We start from the raw sequence: 13105 nt of genomic DNA on the forward strand, positions 1-13105 counted from the left end.
CCATACCCTCCTTGTTAACAAAAGTTGATTAGAATTGCAGACCAGCTTCACGTGCTGCGTCAGCAAGTGCTTGAATACGTCCATGGTACAAGTAACCACCACGATCGAATACTACTTCAGTAAGACCTTTCTCTGTGGCGCGTTTTGCGATCAAAGAACCTACTGCTGCAGCAGCTTCAGTGTTAGCACCATTTTTGAGTCCAAGTTCTTTATCCAATGAAGATGCGGATGCGATTGTTACGCCAGAAGCATCATCAATTAATTGTGCATAGATATGCTTGGAAGAACGGAACACGTTCAAACGCGGACGTACTACAGAACCGATCACACGCTTACGGATACGCAGTTGACGTTTTTTCCGAGCTTTGTTTTTATCGCCTTTAGTAAACATTACGCGGCCTCCCTTCTCGTGAAACTACGAAGCTTATTTACCTTTTTTACCTTCTTTGCGGCGAACCACTTCATCACTGTATTTAACCCCTTTACCTTTGTAAGGCTCAGGTTTACGGATGGAGCGAATTTCAGCTGCAACTTGACCTACGCGTTCTTTACTGATCCCTTTAATAACCAAAGTGGTTTGGTTAGGAACATCGATTTCGATTCCTTCTTCAGGCGTGATTTCTACCGGATGGGAGAAACCAAGAGAAAGAGTTACACCTTTACCAGCTTTAGCGGCACGGTACCCAACGCCCACCAGTTCCAAAGTACGGGTAAAGCCTTCAGACACACCAGTTACCATATTTGCAACTAGTGCGCGAGTCGTACCGTGCAGGGAACGATGCAGTTTGTTATCAGACGGACGCTCAACAACAACTTCAGAGTCACTGATGTTGATCTTGATATCCGGATGGAATGTTCTAACGAGTGTACCCTTAGGGCCTTTTACCGTCAACTCTAAACCGTTCAGAGTGAGGGTAACGCCTGCAGGAATCGCTATCGGTTTTCTACCGACACGTGACATGTCTTGCACCTCCTGTGCCTAAATCGTTAATTACCAAATGTATGCGAGAACTTCTCCGCCAACATGTGCTTGACGAGCTTGTTTGTCAGTCATAACACCAGCAGAAGTAGAAAGAATTGCTACACCAAGTCCACCAAGTACGCGAGGTACCTCGTTGGTTTGTGCGTATACACGCAAACCTGGTTTAGAAATACGCTTCAGACCAGTGATTACACGATCATTGTTCTGGCTGTATTTCAAGAACAAGCGGATCATACCTTGCTTGTTATCATCGATAAACTCAGCATCGCGAATAAAACCTTCTTCTTTAAGGATACGTGCAATTTCCTTTTTGAGGTTTGATGCAGGAATCTCCACTTTCTCGTGGCGAACCATATTCGCATTGCGGATACGAGTAAGCATATCTGCGATTGGATCAGTCATTACCATGAGAGTAAAACCTCCTTCCCGTCTATATTACCAGCTAGCCTTTTTCACACCTGGAATTTGACCCTTGTAGGCTAATTCACGGAAGCAAATACGGCATAATTTGAATTTGCGTAATACGGAGTGGGGACGTCCACAACGTTCGCAACGAGTATAGGCGCGAACAGCATATTTCGGTTGACGCTGTTGCTTGATAACCATTGATTTCTTTGCCACTTGATTCCCTCCTTACGATAGGGTTTATTTGCGGAATGGCATACCCATTTGGGTTAAGAGTTCACGTGCTTCTTCATCCGTTTTAGCGGATGTAACGATTACGATGTCCATACCGCGCACTGTATCGATTTTATCGTACTCAATCTCCGGGAAGATGAGTTGTTCTTTCAAGCCAAGCGTGTAGTTACCGCGACCATCAAACGCTTTGGAAGAAATACCGCGGAAGTCACGAACGCGTGGTAAGGATACGTTCATCAGTTTGTCTAGGAAGTGATACATACGCTCGCCGCGCAGTGTCACTTTAGCACCGATTGGCATACCTTCACGAAGTTTGAAACCCGCGATTGATTTCTTCGCACGAGTTACTACTGGTTTTTGACCAGCGATTAACTGCAAGTCTTCAATAGCAGTATCAAGTGATTTCGCGTTTGCAACTGCCTCACCAACACCCATGTTGATGATGATTTTCTCAACTTTAGGAACCTGCATTACGCTTTTGTAGTTAAACTTGCTCAAGAGCGCTGGCACGATTTCATTTTGATATTTTTCTTTCAATCTTGTTGCCACCTAGGACACCCTCCTTTCAGACCTGACTACTTATCGATTACTTCGCCAGATTTCTTAGCAATCCGAACTTTTGTACCGTTGTCTAATACTTTGTAACCAATACGAGTTGGTTTTCCGGATTTAGGATCGATCAAGGAAACGTTAGAAACGTGGATTGGAGCTTCTTGAGTTACAATCCCGCCTTGTGGGTTAGCTTGAGATGGACGAGCATGTTTTTTCACGAGGTTAATACCTTCAACCAATACTCGATCCTTCTTCGGATAAGCAGCCAACACACGACCCTTTTTACCTTTATCCTTGCCCGCAATCACGATAACGGTATCGCCTTTTTTAACGTGCATCGTTTGGTGCACCTCCTATCGAACAAACTACATATCTTAAACGTGTCGATTAGATAACCTCTGGAGCCAAGGAGATAATTTTCATGTAGTCTTTGTCACGGAGTTCACGAGCAACCGGTCCAAAGATACGTGTTCCACGAGGAGATTTATCATCCTTGATGATTACAGCTGCGTTTTGGTCAAAACGGATGTAAGAACCGTCGTTACGGCGAACACCACTAACGGTACGCACCACAACTGCCTTCACCACTTGACCCTTCTTGACAACGCCACCGGGTGTAGCGGATTTAACGGAGCACACAATTACGTCACCAATGTTCGCGGTTTTGCGACCGGAGCCACCAAGAACCTTGATGCACATTAATTCCTTCGCGCCGGAGTTGTCTGCAACAGCCAATCTGGTTTGAGTTTGGATCATTCAAAGTCCCTCCCTTCGGATTAGTTCATCCGAAATCTTGCTTATACGATTACTGCCTCTTGGACGATCTTCACTAAGCGAAACTTCTTGTCTTTCGAAAGCGGACGAGTTTCCATGATTTCAACGATATCACCGGTTTTAGCCGTATTGTTCTCGTCATGTGCTTTGAACTTCTTAGAGTATTTCACGCGTTTACCGTACAAAGGATGTTTCTTATAGGTTTCAACAAGCACCACGATAGTTTTGTCCATCTTGTCAGATACAACTCGACCTACCATGGTTCTACGCATATTGCGTTCTGCGGTCATCGTTCGAACCTCCTTCCTTTATTAGCCGATACCCAATTCTCTCTGGCGCAGGATGGTTTTCGCACGTGCGATATCCTTACGAACTTGCTTAATACGAGCTGTGTTTTCCAGTTGACCAGTAGCCAATTGGAAACGGAGGTTGAACAATTCTTCTTTGAGGGAAGAAACGTTCTGTTCAATCTCAGCAGTGGTCAGATTGAGGAACTCATTAGCCTTCATGTGCGTCACCACCCACTTCTTCGCGCTTCACAAACTTACATTTGATAGGAAGTTTATGCATAGCAAGGCGCATTGCCTCACGAGCGATTTCTTCAGATACGCCAGCAAGTTCAAACATGATCTTGCCTGGTTTAACTACTGCAACCCAGTGTTCAGGAGAACCTTTACCGGAACCCATGCGGACTTCCAAAGGTTTTTGAGTAACTGGTTTGTCAGGGAAAATTTTGATCCAAACTTGACCGCCACGGCGGATATAACGAGTCATCGCGATACGAGCTGCCTCAATTTGGCGGTTAGTAATCCAAGATGGCTCGAGTGCTTGCAAACCGTATTCACCGAACGCGATGGTGGTACCACCTTTTGCGTTACCCGCCATCTTACCACGGTGTTGTTTGCGGTGTTTTACGCGTTTAGGCGTCAACATGTTTACTTCACTCCTTCCTCAACAGCTACATTCTTCTTAGTTGGAAGAACTTCGCCACGGTAGATCCACACTTTTACGCCGATACGGCCATAAGTTGTGTGTGCTTCTGCAGTTCCGTAATCAATGTCCGCACGCAATGTGTGAAGAGGTACTGTACCTTCGCTGTAGCCTTCGGAACGAGCGATATCCGCTCCACCAAGACGACCACTAACAAGAGTTTTAATACCTTTAGCACCAGAACGCATGGAACGAGTGATTGTTTGTTTTTGTGCACGGCGGAAAGAAATACGGTTTTCCAATTGACGTGCAATGTTCTCAGCTACAAGTGTAGCATCGAGATCAGGTTTTTTCACTTCGTTGATGTTGATGTGAACGCGTTTGCCAGTCATTTCGCTCAAGGTTTTGCGAAGTACTTCTACTTCTGCTCCACCTTTACCGATAACCATACCAGGCTTAGCCGTGTGAATAGTTACGTTTACGCGATTAGCCGCACGTTCGATTTCGATAGTAGATACAGCCGCGTCTTTCAGACGGCCTTTAACATACTTGCGGATGCGAAGGTCTTCATGCAAGAAATTCGCGAAATCCTTGTCAGCGTACCACTTGGATTCCCAGTCACGAATAACACCAATGCGAAGACCAACCGGGCTTACCTTTTGACCCACACGTAATCCCTCCTTATTTCTCGTTTAGTACTACTGTGATATGACTAGTACGTTTATGGATACGGCTTGCACGTCCCATAGCGCGCGGGCGGAAACGTTTCAAGGTTGGACCTTGGTCAACGAACACTTTACCAACTACAAGGCTGTTAACGTCCATTTCGAAGTTGTTTTCCGCGTTAGCGATAGCCGAATTAAGAAGTTTTTCAACAACTGGAGAAGCTGCTCTTGGCGTATGTTTCAAGATAGCCAACGCTTCACCTACTTGCTTGCCTCTGATCAAGTCAACCACCAGTCGAACTTTACGAGGAGCTATACGAATATAGCGAGCAACTGCTTTGGATTCCATCTTTGTACCTCCTCTCTGTGAAGAGAAAAATTAGCGCTTCTTGGATTTTTTGTCGTTATCGACGTGACCCTTGAAGGTACGAGTTGGCGCGAACTCACCCAATTTGTGTCCTACCATGTCTTCAGAAACATAAACTGGTACGTGTTTACGGCCATCGTATACTGCGAGTGTGTGACCAATGAAATCAGGGAAAATTGTAGAACGACGAGACCAGGTCTTAACTACGCGTTTCTCACCTTTTTCGTTCAGTTCAACAACTTTCTTCATCAAATGATCATCAATGAAAGGGCCTTTTTTCAAGCTGCGTCCCATAAGTGAACCTCCTTTCGCCAAAGGCGTTCGGTTATTGTTTCATCCTGCCTTACTTCTTGCGACGACGGATGATATATTGATCGGACTTGTTTTTCTTTTTGCGAGTTTTGAGACCAAGTGTAGGTTTACCCCAAGGAGTAACAGGAGCTTTACGTCCGATAGGAGCGCGACCTTCACCACCACCGTGTGGGTGATCGTTAGGGTTCATTACGCTACCGCGAACAGTAGGACGTACGCCCAACCAACGGGAACGACCAGCTTTACCAATGTTGATCAACTCGTGATCAAGGTTACCCACTTGACCGATAGTTGCGCGGCACTCTTTGTGGAAGCGACGGATTTCACCGGAACCCAAACGTACGATTACGAAATCGCCGTCACGGCCGAGAAGTTGTGCTTCAGCACCAGCTGCGCGAACTAATTGTCCACCTTTACCAGGTTTCAATTCGATGTTGTGGATTGTAGTACCAACTGGGATGTTTTCAAGTGGCAATGCATTACCAGTTTTGATATCTGCATCTGCACCGGAGAAGATTTCGTCGCCAACTTTGAGTCCTAAAGGAGCCAAGATGTAACGTTTTTCCCCATCCGCATAGTTGATCAATGCGATGTTAGCGGAACGGTTTGGATCGTACTCGATCGTTGCTACGCGACCTGCGATACCATCTTTGTCACGCTTGAAGTCGATAATACGGTATTTGCGTTTATGACCGCCACCTTGATGACGAACGGTGATTCTTCCTTGATTATTACGACCTGCTTTTTTGTTAAGAGGCGCTAAGAGAGATTTCTCCGGAGTGGAGGTTGTGATCTCTTCAAAGGTAGAAACCGTCATTTGGCGACGACCAGGAGAAGTCGGTTTAAACTTTTTGATACCCATTTACATTTCCCTCCTTATCGATAGTCGTCGGGCTTACACGCCTTCGTAGAATTCGAGTTCTTTGGAATCAGCGCTCAATTTAACGATAGCTTTTTTCCACTCAGAAGTGTAACCAGAGTATTTGCCATAGCGTTTTGGTTTAGCTGCAACGCGAATTGTGTTAACAGCTTCAACTTTTACACCGAATGCTTTTTCAACCGCTTGTTTAATCTCGGTTTTGTTAGCTTTAAGAGGTACTTCGAAAACGTACTTCTTCTCAGCCATCATATCGGTGGTGCGCTCCGTAATGATAGGGCGCTTGATAATATCAAAATGGCTCTTCATTAGGCGAGCACCTCCTCTACCTTCGCAATCGCATCTTTCGTTACGATTACTTTGTCGTGAGCAACTAGATCAAGCACGTTGATTCCAGCTGCATCGATGAATTTTGCTCCAGGAATGTTACGGGAAGAAAGAGCTACGTTTTGATCAAATTCAGAAGTTACGATCAACACTTTGCGATCCACTTTCAAGTTGTTCAAAACAACAGTCATTTCTTTCGTTTTTGGAGCAGACAAGTTCAATGCATCAAGTACGAACAACTCGTTGTTTTGAACTTTTGTAGACAATGCGGATTTCAAAGCTAAGCGACGAACTTTACGATTCAATTTGTAACCGTATTTGCGAGGTGTTGGTCCGAATACCACGCCGCCACCTTTCCATTGTGGTGAGCGAATGGATCCTTGACGAGCACGACCAGTACCTTTTTGACGCCATGGCTTACGTCCACCACCGCGTACTTCAGAACGGTTTTTCACGTCATGAGTACCTTGGCGCTGGGAAGCTTGTTGCATTACGATCGCATCGTACAACACCGCAGAGTTAGGCTCGATACCGAATACGCTATCTGCCAATTCTACTTCGCCGACTTGCGCGCCAGCTTGATTATAGAGAGCTACTTTTGGCATGTCTGTTCCTCCTTTCCTTAGTTCTTAACAGCCGTACGAACGACTACATAGCTGTTTTTAGGTCCAGGTACAGATCCTTTAACGAGAATCAAGTTGCGCTCAGTGTCAACTTTGATTACTTCGAGGTTTTGGATTGTTACGTTGTCGCCACCCATTTGACCTGGCAATGTTTGACCTTTGAATACACGGTTAGCTGCGATGGAACCCATGGAACCTGGTCCGCGATGGTAGCGGGAACCGTGAGCCATTGGTCCGCGGGATTGATTGTGGCGCTTGATGGAACCTTGGAAACCTTTACCCTTGGTTACACCCGCAACGTCAACAACATCTCCTGCGGCAAAAACATCAGCTTTGATTTCTTGACCAACCTCATACTCACCGAGGTTAATTCCTTTGAATTCACGAATGAAGCGCTTAGGTGCCGTGTTAGCCTTGGAAGCAATACCTTTTTCAGGCTTGTTAGCACGGTGGTCTTTTTTATCATCGAAACCTACTTGGATCGCCTCGTACCCGTCGTTCTCAAGATCTTTCTTTTGAAGAACTACGTTAGGGCCAGCTTCGATAACTGTTACAGCAATTGCTGTACCGTTAGGACCGAATACTTGGGTCATGCCCAACTTCTTACCTAAGATTCCTTTGGTCATTTGTGCCACCTCCTGTACCTTGTTTCTTTTCTTACGACAATTAATGACCTTTTGTTGTATCAAGTCCCTACTGACGTGCAGGGGTGCATTCAGGGATTACCAACTTAAAAAGCGATAAACATCTATGTGCCACGCGGCTCACTAAGACAACGCCTGCGTGTGTGTCGCGTTTTCTGCTTACAGTTTGATCTCGATGTCAACACCAGATGGAAGATCCAAACGCATAAGCGCATCAACCGTTTGTGGTGTTGGGTTCAAGATGTCGATCAAACGTTTGTGTGTACGCATCTCGAATTGTTCACGAGAATCTTTGTACTTGTGAACCGCACGAAGGATTGTGTAAACTGCTTTCTCAGTAGGAAGTGGAATCGGACCGGATACGTTAGCACCAGAACGTTTCGCAGTTTCAACGATTTTCTCAGCGGATTGATCGAGGATTTTGTGATCATACGCTTTCAAACGGATACGAATCTTTTGTTTTGCCATTTTAGTCCCTCCTTTTTCGCCCATTTATATAACGGACATTTCTCCGTGGAAATATCCTGCACCCCAGCCATGGCAAAGGGTCCGGGTGTGTCAGCAACCTCCCACATCATCGCAAGTCCATGACCAACATTCACTATTTTACTAAAAATGCATAGGCGTTGCAAGTTTTTTTTGCTTCACTTTTTCATTTTTTCATAGTGTTTATTTCTTTGGTTCGTAAACTCACTTTGACTATGTTACAGGCTTCCTTCCTAAAATGCAAGCGGGATTGTCTCCCAGATGAGATTTCCTTGTTAATTCGCTACAATACGATTACCTTATATATAGAAGAGATGAAGATAATAATGAAATTAGGTGATCCATATATGATTGAACAAACTCCTTATGAGGCTCTGGGTGGAGAAGAAACCATACGTATGCTGGTTGATAATTTCTACCCGCGAGTTGCCAATGATCCGTTGTTAAGCCCTATCTTTCCAAAGGACCTAACGCCAGTACAGGAAAAGCAGTTTCTATTCCTTACTCAGTTCCTTGGAGGAGAACCCCTCTATTCTAATGTGCATGGTCATCCGTTGATGCGAGCTCGCCATCTACCCTTCAAAGTTACACCGAAACGCGCTGAGCGCTGGTTGAAGTTAATGCGTGAATCGATGGATGCGATTAGCTTACAGGGACATGCCAGGGACTTCATGTATGAGCGCTTGATTCAAGTAGCTGGGCATATGGTGAATTCTCCTGACGACGAAGAAACAGAATATCTTGCAACCTTATAAATAAGAAGAGTCATGAAAATCGTGGACACCTGTCTGCGGTTTTTTTGCATTACATTTGCTTTTGATTGTTTGATTAAAAACAAATGACCCGTAAGAAGGGTCACCTTGGGAAAAGTGTCCAACTTACGGGTCACAACAGATCTGAGTCTGTTTAATTATTCAACGATAGTAGCTACTACGCCAGCGCCTACTGTACGGCCACCTTCGCGGATCGCGAAACGAGTACCTTGTTCCATCGCAACTGGAGCGATAAGTTCAACAGTGAACTCAGTGTTATCGCCAGGCATGATCATTTCAACGCCTTCTGGCAATTGGATGATACCTGTTACGTCAGTTGTACGGAAGTAGAATTGTGGACGGTAGTTAGCGAAGAATGGAGTGTGACGTCCACCCTCTTCTTTAGAAAGAACGTAAACTTCTGCTTTGAACTTAGTGTAAGGCTTAACGGAACCTGGTTTAGCCAAACATTGTCCACGCTCGATGTCTTTACGCTCAACACCACGGAGAAGAGCACCGATGTTGTCCCCTGCTTGTGCAGAATCCAACAATTTACGGAACATCTCAACACCAGTTACAGTAGTTGTGCGAGTTTCTTCAGCAAGACCAATAACTTCTACTTGGTCACCAACTTTAACTACACCGCGCTCTACACGACCAGTAGCAACTGTACCACGACCAGTGATGGTGAATACGTCCTCTACAGGCATCAAGAAAGGTTTGTCAGTTGCACGTTCAGGAGTTGGGATGTAGCTGTCAACAGCTTCCATCAATTCCTTGATTTTGTTAGCCCACTCACCAGTTGGGTTATCAAGAGCTTCTTTAGCAGAACCTTTGATTACTGGAGTGTCATCGCCTGGGAATTCGTATTGGGAAAGAAGGTCACGAATTTCCATTTCAACGAGTTCAAGCAACTCTTCATCGTCAACCATGTCGCATTTGTTCATGAATACTACGATGTAAGGTACGCCTACTTGTTTGGAAAGAAGGATGTGCTCACGAGTTTGTGGCATTGGACCATCAGCAGCAGATACTACGAGGATCGCGCCGTCCATTTGAGCAGCACCAGTGATCATGTTTTTAACGTAGTCAGCGTGTCCAGGGCAGTCAACGTGAGCGTAGTGACGGTTGTCAGTTTCGTACTCAACGTGAGCTGTGTTGATTGTGATACCACGTTCGCGCTCTTCTGGAGCAGCGTCGATGCTACCGTAATCCATAGCTTTTGCTTTACCGGATTGGGAAAGAACTGTTGTGATAGCAGCAGTCAAAGTTGTTTTACCATGGTCAACGTGACCGATAGTACCAATGTTAACGTGTGGTTTATTACGCTCAAACTTTTCTTTAGCCATGAGAGTTTAATCCTCCTTAAAAATTAGAGATTCTAGTTTAAAAGAAAGGCTTACCATATGTAGCATGGTTGTCCATGAAATATTGTAAACCTTTCTCGATTTAAGATAAAGAGAAAAGAAGATCATTGGCAATTTTTTTGCCAATCCAAAAGTGAGGATTATTCGCCCTTGGATTTTTTGATGATTTCTTCAGAGATGAACTTCGGTACTTCTTCGTAGTGGTCAAGATGCATAGAGTATTGTCCACGACCTTGAGTACGGGAACGAAGTACTGTAGAGTATCCGAACATCTCGGAGAGTGGTACCATGGAACGGATAACTTGTGCATTTGCACGAGCGTCCATACCTTCGATACGACCACGACGAGAGTTCAAGTCACCCATTACATCGCCCATGTACTCATCTGGTACAGTTACTTCTACTTTCATGATTGGCTCAAGAAGAACCGCGCCACACTTCTTCGCAGCTTCCTTCAATGCCAAGGAACCAGCTACTTTAAACGCCATCTCGGAGGAGTCAACATCATGGTAGCTACCGTCTACGAGGACAGCTTTGATGTCAACCAATGGGAAGCCTGCGAGTACACCATTTTTCATGGATTCTTCGATACCAGCTTGAACAGCAGGTACGTATTCGCGTGGTACTACCCCACCGACGATTTTGTTTTCGAACTCAAAGCCTTTACCAGCTTCAAGTGGAGAGAATTCAACCCAAACGTGACCGAATTGACCACGACCACCAGATTGACGGACGAATTTACCTTCCACTTTAGCGTGGGTACGGAATGTTTCGCGGTAAGCAACCTGAGGCGCACCTACGTTTGCTTCCACTTTAAATTCGCGTTTCATACGGTCAACGATGATTTCAAGGTGAAGCTCACCCATACCGGAGATGATTGTTTGACCAGTTTCTTCATCTGTATGTGTACGGAACGTCGGATCTTCTTCAGCCAATTTAGAAAGGGCGATACCCATCTTGTCTTGATCTGCTTTGGATTTAGGTTCAATCGCTACAGAGATAACTGGCTCTGGGAATGTCATAGACTCAAGGATAACTGGGGATTTCTCATCGCAGAGTGTATCACCAGTTGTTGTATCTTTAAGACCTACGGCAGACGCAATGTCACCAGAGTATACAACTTCAATCTCTTGACGGTGGTTAGCGTGCATTTGCAGGATACGTCCTACGCGTTCACGTTTACCTTTTGTGGAGTTCAATACATATGAACCAGAGTTGAGTGTACCAGAGTACACACGGAAGAAGGTCAATTTACCAACATAAGGGTCAGTCATGATCTTGAACGCAAGAGCAGAGAACGGACCATTGTCGTCGGATTCACGAGTTACTTCTTCATCAGTATCTGGAATCATACCTTTGATCGCAGGAATGTCAATCGGAGCTGGCAAGTAAGCAACTACTGCATCCAACATCGGTTGAACCCCTTTGTTTTTGTAAGAAGATCCACAAAGAACTGGAGTGATGCTTACTTCGATAGTACCTTTACGAATTGCGCGTTTGATCTCGTCAACCGTCAACTCTTCACCTTCGAGGTATTTCATCATGAGTTCTTCATCTTGTTCAGCTGCTGCTTCAACAAGTGCAAGGTGAAGCTCTTCGCATTTGTCTTTCAAGTCAGCAGGGATCTCGGTAGCTTCAGATGTTTTACCAAGGTCATCAGTATAGATGATCGCTTTCATTTCAACGAGGTCAACCATACCCAAGAACTTGTCTTCAGCACCGATTGGATATTGAATAGCAACAGGGCGAGCACCAAGACGTGTGCGGATTTGCTCCAAGCACATGTCAAAGTTAGCACCGATGATGTCCATTTTGTTGATGTAGCATACACGTGGTACACCGTAACGGTCAGCTTGGCGCCAAACAGTTTCGGTTTGTGGTTCTACTCCACCTTTTGCATCGAAAACAGTAACCGCACCATCGAGTACGCGAAGGGAACGTTCTACTTCAACTGTGAAGTCTACGTGCCCTGGTGTGTCAATGATATTAATACGGTGACCATCCCATTGAGCAGTGGTAGCAGCAGAGGTGATTGTGATACCGCGCTCTTGTTCTTGTTCCATCCAGTCCATGGTAGCTGCACCTTCGTGCACCTCACCAATTTTGTGAACGCGACCAGTATAGAAAAGAATGCGCTCAGTAGTTGTCGTTTTACCAGCATCGATGTGTGCCATAATACCGATATTACGAGTATTCGCTAGTGAGAACTCGCGAGCCATTTAGGAATGCTCCTTCCATACTCAATATATGAGAAAATGCGGGCGTCCTAAGCGGACACCCGCTTTGGGATCCTACCAGCGATAGTGCGCAAACGCTTTGTTTGCTTCAGCCATTTTGTGAGTATCCTCACGTTTCTTAACAGCTGCACCAGTATTGTTCGCTGCATCCATAATTTCATTCGCTAAACGAAGTTCCATCGTTTTTTCACCGCGGTTACGCGCGTAGTTTACCAACCAACGAAGACCAAGAGTCGTACGACGCTCTGGCTTAACTTCGATTGGAACTTGGTAGTTAGCACCACCAACACGGCGAGCTTTTACTTCAAGAACTGGCATGATGTTTTTCAGTGCTTCTTCAAACACTTCCATTGGTTCACGACCAGTGCGTTCTTGAATGAGGTTGAAAGCAGAGTACAGGATGTTTTGAGAAACACCGCGCTTACCATCCAACATCATACGGTTGATCAAACGAGTTACGAGTTTGCTATTGTAAATAGGATCAGGTAATACGTCTCGACGAGTTACAGGACCTTTACGTGGCATATGTTCCCCTCCTTCTTCCAAAGATGATTACGTTATATGACTAACG

At 45.2% G+C, this 13105-nt stretch carries 22 protein-coding genes; 1 reads left to right on the forward strand and 21 read right to left on the reverse strand.

The genetic code is table 11. From position 1 onward, the window contains the following. Positions 1-28: 28 nt before the first annotated feature. The 18 genes from rplR to rpsJ form a co-directional block, all read right to left on the reverse strand. The gene (gene rplR / locus ACQCN2_RS22540; protein ID WP_426931217.1) at positions 29-391 is read right to left on the reverse strand and encodes a 50S ribosomal protein L18; all 363 of its coding nucleotides are present in this window, start codon (positions 389-391) and stop codon (positions 29-31) included. A gap of 33 nt (positions 392-424) precedes the next feature. Further along, entirely contained in the window at positions 425-961 is a 537-nt protein-coding gene (gene rplF / locus ACQCN2_RS22545; protein WP_426931218.1) for a 50S ribosomal protein L6, read from the reverse strand. A gap of 30 nt (positions 962-991) precedes the next feature. Beyond that, positions 992-1390, reverse strand: coding sequence for a 30S ribosomal protein S8 (gene rpsH / locus ACQCN2_RS22550; protein ID WP_426931219.1), 399 nt, complete (start codon positions 1388-1390; stop codon positions 992-994). Between the two features lie 27 nt (positions 1391-1417). Next, positions 1418-1603 carry a type Z 30S ribosomal protein S14 gene (locus ACQCN2_RS22555; protein ID WP_426931220.1) on the reverse strand — a complete coding sequence of 62 codons (186 nt, stop codon included), beginning with the start codon at positions 1601-1603 and terminating at the stop codon, positions 1418-1420. 24 nt (positions 1604-1627) lie between these two features. Further along, a complete protein-coding gene (rplE, locus tag ACQCN2_RS22560; protein WP_426931221.1) occupies positions 1628-2170 on the reverse strand; it encodes a 50S ribosomal protein L5 in 543 nt (180 codons plus the stop codon). Positions 2171-2196: 26 nt separating this feature from the next. Further along, on the reverse strand, positions 2197-2511 hold the full coding sequence (gene rplX, locus ACQCN2_RS22565; protein WP_426931222.1) for a 50S ribosomal protein L24: 315 nt from the start codon (positions 2509-2511) through the stop codon (positions 2197-2199). A gap of 49 nt (positions 2512-2560) precedes the next feature. Next, positions 2561-2929: a 50S ribosomal protein L14 gene (gene rplN, locus ACQCN2_RS22570; protein WP_426931223.1), complete on the reverse strand. Its 369-nt coding sequence runs from the start codon at positions 2927-2929 to the stop codon at positions 2561-2563. Between the two features lie 41 nt (positions 2930-2970). Then, positions 2971-3237 carry a 30S ribosomal protein S17 gene (gene rpsQ, locus ACQCN2_RS22575; RefSeq protein WP_426931224.1) on the reverse strand — a complete coding sequence of 89 codons (267 nt, stop codon included), beginning with the start codon at positions 3235-3237 and terminating at the stop codon, positions 2971-2973. A gap of 21 nt (positions 3238-3258) precedes the next feature. Beyond that, entirely contained in the window at positions 3259-3456 is a 198-nt protein-coding gene (rpmC, locus tag ACQCN2_RS22580) for a 50S ribosomal protein L29 (RefSeq protein ID WP_426931225.1), read from the reverse strand. Next, entirely contained in the window at positions 3446-3880 is a 435-nt protein-coding gene (gene rplP, locus ACQCN2_RS22585) for a 50S ribosomal protein L16 (protein ID WP_426931226.1), read from the reverse strand. The genes rpmC and rplP overlap by 11 nt, the downstream gene beginning before the upstream one ends. Positions 3881-3882: 2 nt before the next feature. Beyond that, the gene (rpsC, locus tag ACQCN2_RS22590; RefSeq protein ID WP_426931227.1) at positions 3883-4545 is read right to left on the reverse strand and encodes a 30S ribosomal protein S3; all 663 of its coding nucleotides are present in this window, start codon (positions 4543-4545) and stop codon (positions 3883-3885) included. A 13-nt stretch (positions 4546-4558) separates the two neighbouring features. Next, a complete protein-coding gene (rplV, locus tag ACQCN2_RS22595) occupies positions 4559-4891 on the reverse strand; it encodes a 50S ribosomal protein L22 (RefSeq protein WP_426931228.1) in 333 nt (110 codons plus the stop codon). 30 nt (positions 4892-4921) lie between these two features. Further along, positions 4922-5203 (reverse strand): 30S ribosomal protein S19, encoded by a 282-nt coding sequence (gene rpsS / locus ACQCN2_RS22600; RefSeq protein WP_426931229.1) that lies wholly within the window; start codon positions 5201-5203, stop codon positions 4922-4924. Positions 5204-5252: 49 nt separating this feature from the next. Next, a complete protein-coding gene (gene rplB, locus ACQCN2_RS22605; RefSeq protein ID WP_426931230.1) occupies positions 5253-6083 on the reverse strand; it encodes a 50S ribosomal protein L2 in 831 nt (276 codons plus the stop codon). A gap of 33 nt (positions 6084-6116) precedes the next feature. Then, positions 6117-6407, reverse strand: a complete 291-nt coding sequence (gene rplW, locus ACQCN2_RS22610) for a 50S ribosomal protein L23 (RefSeq protein WP_426931231.1) — start codon at positions 6405-6407, stop codon at positions 6117-6119. Beyond that, positions 6407-7030 carry a 50S ribosomal protein L4 gene (gene rplD / locus ACQCN2_RS22615; RefSeq protein ID WP_426931232.1) on the reverse strand — a complete coding sequence of 208 codons (624 nt, stop codon included), beginning with the start codon at positions 7028-7030 and terminating at the stop codon, positions 6407-6409. Before rplD ends, rplW begins: the two co-directional genes overlap by 1 nt. A gap of 17 nt (positions 7031-7047) precedes the next feature. Then, positions 7048-7674, reverse strand: coding sequence for a 50S ribosomal protein L3 (gene rplC, locus ACQCN2_RS22620; RefSeq protein WP_426931233.1), 627 nt, complete (start codon positions 7672-7674; stop codon positions 7048-7050). Positions 7675-7851: 177 nt separating this feature from the next. Continuing rightward, a complete protein-coding gene (gene rpsJ / locus ACQCN2_RS22625; protein WP_003333796.1) occupies positions 7852-8160 on the reverse strand; it encodes a 30S ribosomal protein S10 in 309 nt (102 codons plus the stop codon). 365 nt (positions 8161-8525) lie between these two features. Here rpsJ and ACQCN2_RS22630 point away from each other — a divergent pair, with 365 nt between their 5' ends. Then, positions 8526-8933 carry a globin domain-containing protein gene (locus ACQCN2_RS22630; RefSeq protein WP_426931234.1) on the forward strand — a complete coding sequence of 136 codons (408 nt, stop codon included), beginning with the start codon at positions 8526-8528 and terminating at the stop codon, positions 8931-8933. A gap of 155 nt (positions 8934-9088) precedes the next feature. Here the strand turns inward: ACQCN2_RS22630 and tuf are convergent, their stop codons facing one another. From tuf to rpsG, 3 genes are all read right to left on the reverse strand, one after another. Next, positions 9089-10279 (reverse strand): elongation factor Tu, encoded by a 1191-nt coding sequence (gene tuf / locus ACQCN2_RS22635; RefSeq protein WP_426931235.1) that lies wholly within the window; start codon positions 10277-10279, stop codon positions 9089-9091. Between the two features lie 158 nt (positions 10280-10437). Continuing rightward, positions 10438-12516 carry an elongation factor G gene (fusA, locus tag ACQCN2_RS22640; protein WP_426931236.1) on the reverse strand — a complete coding sequence of 693 codons (2079 nt, stop codon included), beginning with the start codon at positions 12514-12516 and terminating at the stop codon, positions 10438-10440. 72 nt (positions 12517-12588) lie between these two features. Beyond that, the gene (rpsG, locus tag ACQCN2_RS22645) at positions 12589-13059 is read right to left on the reverse strand and encodes a 30S ribosomal protein S7 (protein WP_426931237.1); all 471 of its coding nucleotides are present in this window, start codon (positions 13057-13059) and stop codon (positions 12589-12591) included. Positions 13060-13105 lie beyond the last annotated feature (46 nt).

The organism is Brevibacillus ginsengisoli, assembly GCF_050113715.1.
Taxonomy (GTDB): Bacteria; Bacillota; Bacilli; order Brevibacillales; family Brevibacillaceae; genus Brevibacillus_H; species Brevibacillus_H ginsengisoli.

Excerpts from the sequence above, each read along its gene's own strand:
- rplR (WP_426931217.1), bottom strand. The coding sequence starts at position 391 with ATGTTTACTAAAGGCGATAAAAACAAAGCTCGGAAAAAACGTCAACTG.
- rplF (WP_426931218.1), bottom strand. The coding sequence starts at position 961 with ATGTCACGTGTCGGTAGAAAACCGATAGCGATTCCTGCAGGCGTTACC.
- rpsH (WP_426931219.1), bottom strand. The coding sequence starts at position 1,390 with ATGGTAATGACTGATCCAATCGCAGATATGCTTACTCGTATCCGCAAT.
- rplX (WP_426931222.1), bottom strand. The coding sequence starts at position 2,511 with ATGCACGTTAAAAAAGGCGATACCGTTATCGTGATTGCGGGCAAGGAT.
- rplN (WP_426931223.1), bottom strand. The coding sequence starts at position 2,929 with ATGATCCAAACTCAAACCAGATTGGCTGTTGCAGACAACTCCGGCGCG.
- rpsQ (WP_426931224.1), bottom strand. The coding sequence starts at position 3,237 with ATGACCGCAGAACGCAATATGCGTAGAACCATGGTAGGTCGAGTTGTA.
- rpmC (WP_426931225.1), bottom strand. The coding sequence starts at position 3,456 with ATGAAGGCTAATGAGTTCCTCAATCTGACCACTGCTGAGATTGAACAG.
- rplP (WP_426931226.1), bottom strand. The coding sequence starts at position 3,880 with ATGTTGACGCCTAAACGCGTAAAACACCGCAAACAACACCGTGGTAAG.
- rplV (WP_426931228.1), bottom strand. The coding sequence starts at position 4,891 with ATGGAATCCAAAGCAGTTGCTCGCTATATTCGTATAGCTCCTCGTAAA.
- rpsS (WP_426931229.1), bottom strand. The coding sequence starts at position 5,203 with ATGGGACGCAGCTTGAAAAAAGGCCCTTTCATTGATGATCATTTGATG.
- rplB (WP_426931230.1), bottom strand. The coding sequence starts at position 6,083 with ATGGGTATCAAAAAGTTTAAACCGACTTCTCCTGGTCGTCGCCAAATG.
- rplW (WP_426931231.1), bottom strand. The coding sequence starts at position 6,407 with ATGAAGAGCCATTTTGATATTATCAAGCGCCCTATCATTACGGAGCGC.
- rplD (WP_426931232.1), bottom strand. The coding sequence starts at position 7,030 with ATGCCAAAAGTAGCTCTCTATAATCAAGCTGGCGCGCAAGTCGGCGAA.
- rplC (WP_426931233.1), bottom strand. The coding sequence starts at position 7,674 with ATGACCAAAGGAATCTTAGGTAAGAAGTTGGGCATGACCCAAGTATTC.
- rpsJ (WP_003333796.1), bottom strand. The coding sequence starts at position 8,160 with ATGGCAAAACAAAAGATTCGTATCCGTTTGAAAGCGTATGATCACAAA.
- ACQCN2_RS22630 (WP_426931234.1), top strand. The coding sequence starts at position 8,526 with ATGATTGAACAAACTCCTTATGAGGCTCTGGGTGGAGAAGAAACCATA.
- tuf (WP_426931235.1), bottom strand. The coding sequence starts at position 10,279 with ATGGCTAAAGAAAAGTTTGAGCGTAATAAACCACACGTTAACATTGGT.
- fusA (WP_426931236.1), bottom strand. The coding sequence starts at position 12,516 with ATGGCTCGCGAGTTCTCACTAGCGAATACTCGTAATATCGGTATTATG.
- rpsG (WP_426931237.1), bottom strand. The coding sequence starts at position 13,059 with ATGCCACGTAAAGGTCCTGTAACTCGTCGAGACGTATTACCTGATCCT.